This is a genomic window from Candidatus Pelagibacter sp. IMCC9063, assembly GCF_000195085.1.
Classification (GTDB): domain Bacteria; phylum Pseudomonadota; class Alphaproteobacteria; order Pelagibacterales; family Pelagibacteraceae; genus IMCC9063.
Window position 1 is genome coordinate 1,002,105 of record NC_015380.1, and the last position, 12,260, is coordinate 1,014,364.

The 12,260-nt window shown below is 32.6% G+C and carries 12 protein-coding genes and 1 tRNA gene; 10 read left to right on the forward strand and 3 right to left on the reverse strand.

Annotation, left to right across the window (positions count from 1 at the left end; all coding sequences use genetic code 11):
* Positions 1-12 precede the first annotated feature (12 nt).
* Entirely contained in the window at positions 13-2,877 is a 2,865-nt protein-coding gene (uvrA, locus tag SAR11G3_RS05325) for an excinuclease ABC subunit UvrA (protein WP_013695772.1), read from the reverse strand.
* 92 nt (positions 2,878-2,969) lie between these two features.
* On the opposite strand from uvrA, the gene ssb reads away from it, so the two are divergent.
* The 7 genes from ssb (at position 2,970) to SAR11G3_RS07290 (ending at position 8,605) form a co-directional block, all read left to right on the forward strand.
* Positions 2,970-3,425: a single-stranded DNA-binding protein gene (gene ssb / locus SAR11G3_RS05330; RefSeq protein WP_013695773.1), complete on the forward strand. Its 456-nt coding sequence runs from the start codon at positions 2,970-2,972 to the stop codon at positions 3,423-3,425.
* 12 nt (positions 3,426-3,437) lie between these two features.
* Positions 3,438-6,071 (forward strand): DNA gyrase subunit A, encoded by a 2,634-nt coding sequence (gene gyrA, locus SAR11G3_RS05335; RefSeq protein WP_013695774.1) that lies wholly within the window; start codon positions 3,438-3,440, stop codon positions 6,069-6,071.
* A gap of 4 nt (positions 6,072-6,075) precedes the next feature.
* The gene (gene coaD, locus SAR11G3_RS05340; protein ID WP_013695775.1) at positions 6,076-6,567 is read left to right on the forward strand and encodes a pantetheine-phosphate adenylyltransferase; all 492 of its coding nucleotides are present in this window, start codon (positions 6,076-6,078) and stop codon (positions 6,565-6,567) included.
* Positions 6,567-7,130 (forward strand): peptidylprolyl isomerase, encoded by a 564-nt coding sequence (locus SAR11G3_RS05345; RefSeq protein ID WP_013695776.1) that lies wholly within the window; start codon positions 6,567-6,569, stop codon positions 7,128-7,130. Before coaD ends, SAR11G3_RS05345 begins: the two co-directional genes overlap by 1 nt.
* Before the next feature lie 8 nt (positions 7,131-7,138).
* Positions 7,139-8,245: a tRNA guanosine(34) transglycosylase Tgt gene (tgt, locus tag SAR11G3_RS05350; protein ID WP_013695777.1), complete on the forward strand. Its 1,107-nt coding sequence runs from the start codon at positions 7,139-7,141 to the stop codon at positions 8,243-8,245.
* Between the two features lie 131 nt (positions 8,246-8,376).
* A tRNA-Lys gene (locus SAR11G3_RS05355) sits at positions 8,377-8,452 on the forward strand.
* Positions 8,453-8,458: 6 nt separating this feature from the next.
* Positions 8,459-8,605, forward strand: coding sequence for a hypothetical protein (locus SAR11G3_RS07290; RefSeq protein WP_013695778.1), 147 nt, complete (start codon positions 8,459-8,461; stop codon positions 8,603-8,605).
* Here the strand turns inward: SAR11G3_RS07290 and SAR11G3_RS05360 are convergent.
* On the reverse strand, positions 8,592-9,419 hold the full coding sequence (locus tag SAR11G3_RS05360) for a M48 family metallopeptidase (RefSeq protein WP_013695779.1): 828 nt from the start codon (positions 9,417-9,419) through the stop codon (positions 8,592-8,594). The genes SAR11G3_RS07290 and SAR11G3_RS05360 overlap by 14 nt on opposite strands.
* 63 nt (positions 9,420-9,482) lie before the next feature.
* Here SAR11G3_RS05360 and SAR11G3_RS05365 point away from each other — a divergent pair, with 63 nt between their 5' ends.
* Positions 9,483-10,112 (forward strand): DUF502 domain-containing protein, encoded by a 630-nt coding sequence (locus tag SAR11G3_RS05365; protein ID WP_013695780.1) that lies wholly within the window; start codon positions 9,483-9,485, stop codon positions 10,110-10,112.
* Positions 10,113-10,126: 14 nt separating this feature from the next.
* The gene (locus tag SAR11G3_RS05370) at positions 10,127-10,825 is read left to right on the forward strand and encodes a substrate-binding domain-containing protein (protein WP_013695781.1); all 699 of its coding nucleotides are present in this window, start codon (positions 10,127-10,129) and stop codon (positions 10,823-10,825) included.
* Between the two features lie 30 nt (positions 10,826-10,855).
* Here the strand turns inward: SAR11G3_RS05370 and SAR11G3_RS05375 are convergent, their stop codons facing one another.
* Positions 10,856-11,158 carry a methylated-DNA--[protein]-cysteine S-methyltransferase gene (locus tag SAR11G3_RS05375; RefSeq protein ID WP_013695782.1) on the reverse strand — a complete coding sequence of 101 codons (303 nt, stop codon included), beginning with the start codon at positions 11,156-11,158 and terminating at the stop codon, positions 10,856-10,858.
* A gap of 130 nt (positions 11,159-11,288) precedes the next feature.
* Between SAR11G3_RS05375 and SAR11G3_RS05380 the strand changes: the two genes are divergently transcribed.
* A complete protein-coding gene (locus SAR11G3_RS05380; protein WP_013695783.1) occupies positions 11,289-12,209 on the forward strand; it encodes a site-specific integrase in 921 nt (306 codons plus the stop codon).
* Positions 12,210-12,260 lie beyond the last annotated feature (51 nt).

A 12,260-nucleotide genomic window follows, 5' to 3' on the forward strand; every position in this document is an offset into this window, starting at 1 on the left:
TAATTTTAAAACTTAATTTTTTTTGCTAAGTATTTTTTTTAGAAATTTTCCAGTGTAGCTTTCTTTTATATTCAAAAGCTGTTCAGGTGTTCCCTCAAATACAATATTACCACCTTTGTCGCCACCATCTGGACCCATGTCTATAATCCAGTCTGCTGTCTTGATCACTTCCATATTATGTTCAATTACAACAACTGTATTTCCTTTTTGGACAAAAGCCTGAAGGACCTCTAATAGTTTTTTTACATCATGCACATGCAACCCAGTAGTAGGTTCGTCCAATATGTAAATAGTTCTTCCCGTTGATCTTTTTGACAACTCTTTTGCCAATTTAATTCTCTGTGCCTCACCTCCAGATAAGGTTGTGGCTTGCTGACCAATGCTCATGTAGCCAAGTCCTACTTTTTGTAAGGTCAAAAGCTTATCTCTAATCGTAGGAATATTTTCAAAAAATTTAACACTCTCATCTACTGACATACTCAACACATCAGCAATGCTTTTTTCTTTATGCTTAATTTCAAGTGTTTCTCGGTTGTACCTTTTTCCCTTACAGACATCACACTCCACATAAACATCTGGCAAAAAGTGCATTTCATATGTTATGACTCCATCTCCTTCACAGGCTTCACATCGTCCACCTTTTACATTGAAAGAAAACCTTCCAGGTTTGTATCCTCGAGATTTAGATTCGGGTAAATTTGTGAACCATTCTCTTATAGGGGTGAATGCACCAGAATAAGTGGCTGGGTTGGATCTTGGTGTTCTGCCAATTGGTGATTGATCGATATCAATAATTTTATCTAAATATTCAAAGCCTTTTATGCCTTTAAATGCCTGAGGCATATTCCTAGTGATTACCTTGTTGATCATTAAATTCAAGGCTCGGTACAAAGTGTGTAATATAAAAGTCGATTTCCCACTTCCGGAAACACCAGTAACACAAGTTAACGCTCCAAGAGGAATTTTAGCAGATACATTTTTTAAATTATTTCCAGTAGCTCCAGATAAATGAAGATACCTTCCATTAAGAGCTGTCCGTCTGTTTTTGGGTATAGAGATAAATTTTCTTCCTGAAAGATAATCTCCAGTTAAGCTACTTTTGTCATTTGAAATGTGTTTAAAATTTCCTTCAGAAATTACTTTTCCACCATGTATTCCCGCACCAGGACCAATATCTATAATGTGATCAGAATGAAGCATAGCTTCCTCATCGTGCTCGACTACAATTACTGTATTTCCAAGATCTCTTAGTCTTTTAAGGGCCTCTATGAGCTTTATATTGTCTTTTTGATGCAATCCTATGGAAGGTTCATCCAAAACATACAGAACCCCTGTAAGACCCGAACCTATTTGTGAGGCCAATCTTATTCTTTGAGATTCACCACCAGATAAAGTTCCAGAACCTCTAGACAAATTCAAATAGTCAAGACCAACATTGATTAGAAAGGTTAATCGTTCATTAATCTCTTTTAATATGTGTGTGGCAATTTTATTTTCTTTTTCTGTTAAATCTTTACCTAAAGAGCCAAACCATAAATGAGCTTCTTTAATAGAAAACTTTGCAACTTCACTTATATTTTTATTTAATATTTTTATACAAAGGGCCTCTTCTTTTAACCTATATCCTTTGCATCGCTCACATTCTTTTTCACTTTGGTATTGTTCAATTTCCTCTCTTTTCCAGTCACTGTCTGTTTCTAAATATCTTCTTTCTAAATTACTAATAACTCCTTCAAAAGATTTTTTATTAGCGCGTTTTTCATACCCATCATCATAATTAAATTTTATCTCTTCATTACCAGACCCATACAAAATCACTTCTTGGTGTGCTTTAGATAGCTTCTTCCAATCAGTATCTAATGAAAAGTCATAGTGTTTAGCCAAAGAAGCTAAAGTTTGAGCATAATATAAATTTGTAGATTTGGCCCACGGCTTAATAGCTCCATCTATTAATGACATTCTTTCGTCAGGAATAACTAATTTAGGGTCTACATAAAGATCGACTCCAAGGCCTTCACATTCGGAACATGCTCCGTATGGACTGTTAAATGAAAACAGTCTTGGTTCAATTTCTTCAATAGTAAAGCCGCTTTCTGGACAGGCAAATTTAGAGGAGAAAACAATTTTTTCTAATTTTTGATGTTGCTTAGGTAAGTTTTCATCAAAATGTTCAACATAAACAAGGCCGTCTGACAAATTTAAAGCAGCCTCTAAACTTTCGGCAATTCTTTTTTGTTCTTCTTTTTTGTTTACAAATTTATCAATTTGAACTTCAATATTATGTGTAATTTTTTTATTTAAGTTGGGAGTCTCATCGATTTCATAAAGCGCCTCATCAATTTTAATTTTTGTGTACCCCCTTTTTTTTAATGAAAGTATTTCCTTTTTGTATTCACCCTTTCTTCCCCTTACAATTGGTGAGTAAATAGATACCCGCGATGGTTTTGCCAGATCTAAAATTTTGTCTACCATCTCTGAGACTGTTTGTGATTTAATAGCCTTCCCTGTGAAAGGAGAGTAGGGGGTTCCAACTCGAGCATACAAGACTCTCATATAATCATAAATTTCAGTCACTGTTGCAACAATAGACCTGGGGTTTTTAGAAGTGGTTTTCTGTTCTATAGATATGGCTGGCGATAGTCCTTCTATCAAGTCAACATTTGGCTTCTTCATTCTATCCAAAAATTGCCTTGCGTAAGCAGATAGACTTTCCACATATCTTCTTTGTCCCTCCGCGTAAATAGTATCGAATGCCAAAGAGGACTTTCCAGAGCCAGAAAGTCCAGTTATAACGACCAACTGATCTCTAGGTATCTCAACAGAAAGATTTTTTAAATTGTGCTCTTTAGCACCTTTAACAACAATTTTTTTAAGCATTTTGCTTGTGGATATAAGTAATTTTGTTCATTTACAATGCGCTATATAGTATAAAGATAATAATTCATTACTAACTTAAATAGGATTTATATATGGCGGGAAGTTTAAATAAAGTTTTATTAATTGGCAGACTAGGTGCCGATCCTGAAATCAAACAAACACAAGGTGGAAAAGGTTTTGCAAGCTTAAGTGTAGCTACAAGTGAAAACTGGAAAGACAAAAACTCTGGAGAAAAAAAAGAAAAAACTGAATGGCATAGAGTTGTTATTTTTAATGAAGGCTTAGTCAATGTGGTTAAACAATACTTGAAAAAAGGTGCTCAAATCTATGTTGAGGGACAATTGACTACTAACAAATACACAGACAACAATGGCCAAGAAAAATATAGCACACAAATAGTTCTTCAAGGATACAACTCAACATTAAAAATGCTTGGTGGAGCCACAGGATCTCCTCAGGGCGGAGTTGATCAATCTTCAGCTTCTAGCTCACTACCTTCTGACGATATGAGCTCTCCGGCCGATTTAGACGACGAAGTTCCTTTTTAAATCTATTTTTTAATGGTCGATAAAAAAATCGAAATCAGAAATGTAACCGATGAGATGAAAGCATCTTATCTGTCGTATGCTATGAGCGTTATCGTCTCTAGAGCATTACCAGATGCAAGAGATGGCCTTAAACCAGTGCATAGAAGAATTATATTCGCTATGTATAAAGGTGGTTACGATTGGTCTAAACAATTTAGAAAATCAGCAAGAGTAGTCGGTGATGTTATTGGTAAGTATCACCCTCACGGTGACCAAGCTGTTTACGATGCGCTAGTTAGACTGGCACAAGATTTTTCTATGAGCTTAACTTTATTAGATGGACAAGGGAATTTTGGTTCTTTGGACGGTGATCGAGCAGCTGCAATGCGTTATACCGAAACAAGATTAGCAAAAGTAGCCGAGTTTTTAATTTCTGATATAGACAAAAATACAGTCGACTTTCAAAATAATTATGATGATACAGAATTAGAACCTGTTGTTTTACCTGCGCAGTATCCAAATCTTTTAGTTAATGGAGCTAGTGGTATTGCAGTTGGTATGGCGACTAACATACCCCCTCACAACCTTGGAGAGGTTATTGAAGGAACTTTAAAGTACATAGACAATAATGAGATCACTATAAAAGAATTGATGAAAGTAATTCCTGGTCCTGATTTTCCTACAGGAGGGATTATTATAGGTCAAAATGATATTATCCCAGGATATGAAAAAGGAAGAGGTTCTATAAAAATTAGAGGTGAGATTGAAGTTGAAGAGGGCTCTAAAGATAAAAAAATTATTGTCATCAAGTCAGTTCCTTACCAGGTTAACAAAACTGTTCTGATTGAAAAAATCGCTGAACTTATTAGAGATAAAAAAATTGAGGGAATATCAGACTTGAGAGATGAATCTAATAAAGACGGAGTAAGAATTGCAATAACAGTAAAAAAAAATGTGTCAGAAGCTATTATTATAAATCAACTATATAAATTTTCTCCATTGCAGACTTCATTTGGATTTAACACTTTAGCTATTAATGAAAAAAAACCCGAGCTTCTAAACTTAAAGCAATTTATCAAAATTTTTGTAGATTTTAGAGAAAAGGTTTTAACTAAAAGAACTTTATTTGAACTAAAAAAAGCTAAGGATAGAACCCATATTCTAATTGGGTTGTTTATTTCAATTGAGAATATTGACGAAGTTATTTCTATTATTAGAAAATCAAAAGACCCCTCGGAAGCAAAAGCTACATTGTTAAAAAAAGTATGGAGCTTTCAAAAATCAAAGATTGATAAAGATGTTTTAGAGGTTAACGAACTATCCACTAAGAAAGAATATCAGTTAAGCGACCATCAGGTTAAGGCCATTTTAGAATTAAGATTGCAAAAATTAACAAATATAGGACACGAAGAAATTAATTCAGAACTGCAAGACCTGTATAAACTAATAGTAAAATATAAGAAAATTCTTAATGATAAGAAAGAATTACAAAATTTAATTAAAACCGAATTAGCGGAGATTAAGAAAAAGTTTGCAGTTCCTAGAAGAACTAAGTTAGTAGGGGCTGTAGAGAATGTCGATGTGGAAGATGTTATTCAAGAAGAAAAAGTAATCGTTACCGTTACCAATAAAGGATATATTAAAAGAACTCCCCTAACTTCCATACGAGCGCAAAAAAGAGGCGGCAAAGGAAAAACGGGAATAGTTACTAGGGAAGAAGATTTTGTTTCTCAGTTATTCCCTGTAAGTACTTTAACCCCAGTTCTGTTTTTTTCATCCAAAGGAATTGTGTACAGATTAAAAGCATGGAAAATTCCTGAAGGCTCTAATACATCCAAGGGTAAAGCCCTAGCAAATATATTCCCTATAAAAGCAGATGCACAAATTAGTTCTATACTTCCATTGCCATACGACCAATCTACATGGAAAGATAATTTTTTAATCTTTGTTACGGCCAATGGTAAAATAAGAAAAAATAGCATTCTTGATTTTGAAAATATCCAAGCAAATGGAAAGATTGCCATGAAGCTTGAAAAAGACGATAAAATAGTAAGTGTCAAGATTGTAAAAAAGAATGACGACGTAATGTTAAATACCTATTCTGGAAAAAGCTTAAGAATTAATGCAAGTAAGATTAGAATTTTCAAAGGAAGATCCTCAAAAGGAATTAAAGGTATTAATCTTAAAAATAATGACAAGGTTATCTCCCTTACTGTTTTAAATCATGTGACTACGACTTCTGAGGAAACAAAGGCTTATATAAAAAGAACTAGAAAAGACGATTTGGAAAATACTGACGATACAAATTTTGAAATTAGCACTAAGAAATACGAAGAGCTAAAACTAAGAGAAGAATTTATTTTAACTATTACAGAAAATGGATATGGAAAAAGATCTTCTTCTTATGAATTTAGAGAAAGTGGCCGAGGAGGTCAGGGTATAATAAATATTATTAGCTCTGAAAGAAATGGCAATATAGCCGCTTCTTATTCTGTCAAAAATGATGATGACATCATGTTGATTACTAACAAAGGCCAAATGATCAGGTGTGCAGTTAGTGATATAAGAATTACAGGAAGAAACACACAAGGAGTAAGAATATTTAAGGTAGAAAAAAATGAAAAAGTGGTTTCTTCTGTTTGTTTAACAGATTCTGTGGCAGATTAGATTAATGAAAAAAATTGGTATATACCCAGGAACTTTTGACCCAATTACATTAGGACATTTGGATATAATAAAGCGAGCCAGTCAAATTGTCGATACTCTTTATGTCTCTATAGCACTAAGCAAAAACAAAAAAACATTATTTTCAGCTGAAGAAAGAGTTCAGATTGTTAAAAAGTCTTTAGGAAATTCTTTTAAAAACGTAAAAATAATTAGCTTTAATACTCTAACCGTATCATTGTGCAAAAAAATCAAAGCTTCATTAATTTTTAGAGGTTTGAGAGTAGTGACTGATTTTGAGTATGAATTTCAGTTAGCTGGCATGAACAATAGACTTAATAAAAAAATACAAACTATTTTCTTAATGGCTGAAATTGAAAATCAATTAATTTCCTCTAATATGGTTAAAGAAATTGCTGAATTAGGAGGTGATGTTAGAAAATTTGCACCAAAACCAGCAATAGTATATTTAAACAAAAAATTTAAAAATAAGAAGTGATGAAATTTATTTTAACAAAAATAGTTGTATTATTGATCTTGTTTTTATCAACCATTAAAGGAGAAGCAGTGGAAAATCCAAAAATAATTTTAACGACAAAATACGGTGATGTAAAAATTGAGCTTTTTAAAGATATTGCTCCAAATCATGTAGAAAGAGTTTTAGAACTTAGCAAAGCAGGTAAGTATGACGGTGTTGCTTTTCATAGAGTGATAGATGGTTTTATGGCTCAAACTGGTGATATCCAGCATGGAAATACCAAAAAAGGTTTTAATGCTGCTATGGCTGGAACAGGTGGTTCTGATCTTCCAGACTTAACTCAAGAATTTAACAATACTGCCCATGAACGAGGTACTCTTTCTATGGCCAGATCTCAAGATCCCAATAGTGCTAATAGTCAGTTCTTTATTTGTTTTCAAAATGCTTCTCATCTTGACCGACAATATACTGCCTTTGGAAAAGTTTTAGAGGGTATGGAATTTATCGATAAGTTAAAAAAAGGTGAAGATGGTTCTGGTGCTGTTACTGATCCCGATATTATTGTAAAAATTGCTGTTCTTTAAGTCCTCTCATGCCATGTTCATTTAAATTATTAAATGAAAATTCTGGCGCAAGATTAGGAAAAATTATTACTAGCAGGGGTGAAATTGATACTCCTGCTTTCATGCCCGTTGGTACTGCAGCTACTGTTAAAGCTTTATTAATTGATCAAGTCAAAGGTACTGGGGCCCAAATAATTTTAGGGAACACTTATCATTTAATGTTAAGACCTGGAATTGAAAGAATTAGCAGGGTGGGTGGTCTCCACCAATTTATGAATTGTGACTTACCTATTTTAACAGATTCTGGTGGCTTTCAGGTAATGTCTCTATCTAAAATTAGCAAAGTAGTTGAAGACGGAGTTTATTTTAATTCTCATGTAGATGGTAAAAAAATATTTCTATCTCCAGAAGTAAGCATACAAATTCAAAAAGGATTAAACTCAGATATAGTAATGATTTTTGATGAATGTCCTGAATACACAAGTGACAAAAACAGAGTAAAAAAATCTGTAGATCTTTCAATAGAGTGGGCAAAAAGATCTAAAAAAGAATTTGGTATTAATCCTGAAAAAATGCTTTTTGGTATTGTTCAGGGAGGTGTTTTTAATGACCTGAGAAAAGACTCTTTAAAAAGATTAGAAGAAATAGGATTTGATGGTTATGCACTAGGAGGACTTGCGGTTGGAGAAAAGCAACAAGAAATGTTTGATGTTTTGGATAACATTAAAGAAGATCTTCCACGGGACAAGCCACATTATTTAATGGGCGTAGGAACGCCTGCAGACATATTGGGAGCTGTAAAAAGGGGTATTGACATGTTTGATTGTGTTTTGCCAACAAGATCAGGAAGAACAGGTTTAGCCTACACTTGGGAAGGTAAAAAAAATTTAAAAAATGCCAAATATGCAAATGACGATTCTCCACTAGATCCATTAGTTAACTGTCCTGCATCACAAAAATATTCTCGTAGCTATTTAAATCATTTGGTTAATTCTAAAGAAATTTTGGCATCCACTCTCTTGAGTTGGCACAATATTGCCTTTTATCAAGACCTGACTAGAAAAATTAGAGAATCTGTCGCTAATAACGATTTTCAAAATTTTTATAACAAGCATTTTGATATTCTAAACTCTTAATTCTTAAGTCTTCCCGTCTTTTAAAAAATGTTGATAACGGGGTATTTCTATTGATTATTAGATAGATATTTAATAAACAGTAAATTCTTAACTTGTAAAATTGTATTATTTATCATGTTAATTAAATGTGTGGGCCCTTAGCTCAGTCGGTAGAGCAATTCCCTTTTAAGGAATGGGTCGCAAGTTCGAATCTTGCAGGGCTCACCAATTACTATGACAAAAGAAACTAAATACTTCATTGTTAAATGCAATAGATGCAAAACAGAAGTTAAAGTATCTCCTGAAGTTTATAGAAAAAAAGAAAAAGTTGAATGTGATAATTGCTTAGAAGCAATGTTTAAAAAATTTAAACTGTCTTAAGTTTTGGAAATTTTTTTCTAATTGAAGGTATCCAGCTTCTTATTTGAGCAATTCTATTAGTGGAAGAGGGGTGTGTGCTTAAAAATTGAGGAGGCTCTTTTCCTTTATTTTGTTCCCTCATTCTTTTCCACAATTCAGCGCCTTCATACAAATTGTAACCTGTCAAAGAACAGAATGCCAAACCTAGATAATCAGCCTCAGTTTCTTGTGATCTCGTAAAAGGATTAAACACCCCGACTTGTAAAACATCTACTCCAGTAGTTTTTCCAATAGTGTTTCTTGTTCTTGAAATGGCACCTCCTAAAAATATATCAGCAACAGTAGTTCCAAGATTTATAGCTAAGGAAGCACTCATTCTTTCAACAGAATGTTTGGCAACAGCGTGTGCAATTTCATGACCCATTACGTTAGCAAGGCCATCTTCATTTTTGGTAACTTTAAGAATACCGCTATAAACAGCAATTTTTCCACCAGGCATGCACCAGGCATTAAGCATTTTATCGTCATCTACTAGAGTATATTCCCATTTAAAGTTTTCTGTGGGGTCTTTAATATTCTTCATTTTAAAATAAGAAGAGATAGCAACTTCCATTTTTGATCCTATCGATTTAATCAATTTTAGAGTTTCGGTATCTTTACTGATCTTTGCTTTTTTCTTAAACTTCTCATATGCTTGCGCTGCCTTGCTGTTGATTACTGATTCGGGATAAAAAGTAATTTGTTTTCTATTAGTAATCGGTGCAGACGAACAGGATGCCAAGCTGAAACTACAGCATCCACAGCCAATATATTTTACAAACTCTCTTCTCTTCATAATAAAAATGTTATAGTAATTTATTATTAATTTTTAGACTATTTAATAGTATTTTAAATATAAATGTTAAAAAACAAAACTCCCAAAAGAACTTTAATATCTCGTATTAGAACCTATTTTTTGACTGGTGTGGTGGTTTTAATACCGATTGGTATTACCATTTATTTAACAGTATTAATAATGAGTGTTTCCCCATCGTTGATACCAGCTAGTATCAATCCAAATAAGTACCTTCCTTTTAACATACCGGGCTTAGAGTTTTTGGTCGCCTTTATAATAATTACTTTTGTGGGAATGGTTTCCTTAACTTTTATAGGAAAAACTTTGTTAAATTTTGGACAGAGAATATTAAATAAAATTCCAATTCTAAGGACAATTTATAACGGTTTGGGACAATTAACAAAAAATTTCACATCAAGTAATAATAAATCAAAAAAAATTGTACTCCTTGAATATCCAAGAAAAGGTCTCTGGTCAGTTGGTTTTGCTACCGGTGATAACAAAGGTGAAATATCAAATAAAGTGGGTAGGGGTAAACGATTGATTAATGTTTTTGTTCCAACGACTCCAAATCCTACCAGTGGTTTCTTGCTGATGGTTCCAAAGAAAGATTTGATATTTTTAGACATGAACTTTGAAGACGCCTCTAAGTTTATTATGTCAGCTGGATCTATAAATCCTAGGAGCAAATAAAAAAATGACATTTTGTGCTTAAAATTATTACTTCTGGAGCTTTTGCTTCGGTGTTAGAAAAAATTCTTCCTTTATTCGCACAAAAAAATAATATTATCTACGAGCTCTCCTATGGATCTTCCTTTGGTGAAGCCAAAGACTCCATACCCTCAAGAATTAAAAACAATGAGCATTTTGATATCTATTTTTTAGCTGAAGGCGCAATCAACAGGCACCATGACGAGGGTATTCTAGACATCAAAACGAAACACAATATTGTAAGTTCAGAAATTGGTGTCGCCGTAAAAAATGGTTCTAAATTACAAGATATATCGTCCTTAAAGTCCTTTAAAGAAACTCTTATATCAGCAAAATCAATTGGTTACGCTGCTTCGGCAAGTGGTATTTATCTTGCAAATACTGTTTTTCCAAAAATTTTTAACGATCCCAATGTTATATTAAAAAAATCAAAAAAAATATTGAGTGAAAGGGTGGGTTCAGTCATTTTTAGAGGTGATATAGAGATAGGCTTTCAGCAATACAGTGAGTTACTACCGATTAAAGGGATAAAAATAATAGGAATGCTACCAAAGGAAATTAGAAAGTCTTTTATCTTTGGATCTGCAATGTTTAACAATTCACCGTATGAACCTATTTACAGAAATTTAATAAAATTCATTAAGCATGATCATATTCAGAAATTCATTACAAAATCTGGTCTTAAGATATTGTAAATATTTAGTTACTAATTACAATTTATTTAATTAAATAATGTATTTAAGCAATTGATTTAAAACAATTTTTTCTTTTTTTAATAATATCTTTTTAGTTGTTGTACCTCCTTTACCAGAATAGCCACCAAGACTACCGTCTGACCTAACAACTCTATGGCACGGTATTATTGGAGGAAAAGGATTTTTACCGATAGCATTTGCAACCGCTCTAACTGCAAGGGGTTTATTTATAGCTATCGCAACTTGTGAATATGTCCTCAACTTTCCTTTTGGTATTTTTTTTAGACAATTCCAAACTTTGATTTCAAATTTCGTACCTTTGGAATTTTTCATTATAATTTTATATAACTATCTAGATATAGCCCTTTAAAATTAAATTTTATAAGTGGAATTTATAGTATTGACAAGTTAATTTGCTTGATATATTACTTCCGATAATTAATGGTTATCGGAAATATTTAATATGAGCAATATAATTAATAAATTAAATGAATTAGAAAAAGAAACCAACCTTAATCTAGGATCGTCTAAATCTCTAAATACATTAAGAGCATACAGATCTGATTTTTCAGATTTTAAAAACTTTTGCTCAGATCTAAATTTACCCTATCTACCAACGCATATTAAAGCAGTTTCTTTGTATATGACACATCTGTCAAAATCTAATAAATATAGCACATTAAAAAGAAGATTAGCCTCAATTAACGTAATACACAGTTTAAAAGGTTTTCATATTGATACCAAAAACCCCTTAATAAAGGATAACTTAGAAGGTATAAAACGAAAAATAGGTATATATCAAAATGGTAAAAAACCATTATTAATCAATAATTTACATAAGATAATTGATGTTATAGATTATTATAAAATACAAAAATATGTACGTTCTACGAGAGATAAAGCGATAATATTAATAGGATTTTCCGGAGGTTTCAGGAGATCCGAAATTGTGAATTTAAAAAAAAACGATCTTGAATTTGTAGAGGAAGGTTTAAAAATAAGCTTACGAAGGTCTAAAGGTGACCAGTATGGAGAAGGAATGATCAAGGCAATACCTTATTTTAATAACAAAAAATACTGTGCAATTATAGCTCTTCAAGATTGGTTGAGCGCTAGAACAAACAATAATGACCTTATATTCCCCTACTCTGACAAAACCGTATCTTTAATTTTAAAGAAATACTTAAATATCATTGGATTGGATAGCCGGCTCTACTCAGGACACAGCTTAAGATCAGGATTTGCAACATCAACTGCATCTCACGGAGCTGATGAACGAAGTATTATGGCAATGACAGGTCACAAATCTACTGAAATGGTGAGAAGGTATATAAAAGATTCGAATCTTTTCAAAAATAATGCATTAAATAAGTTAAACGATTAACACGAACTAGCAAACACAAATCGAATCTTAGAGACTAATACATTAAGAGTG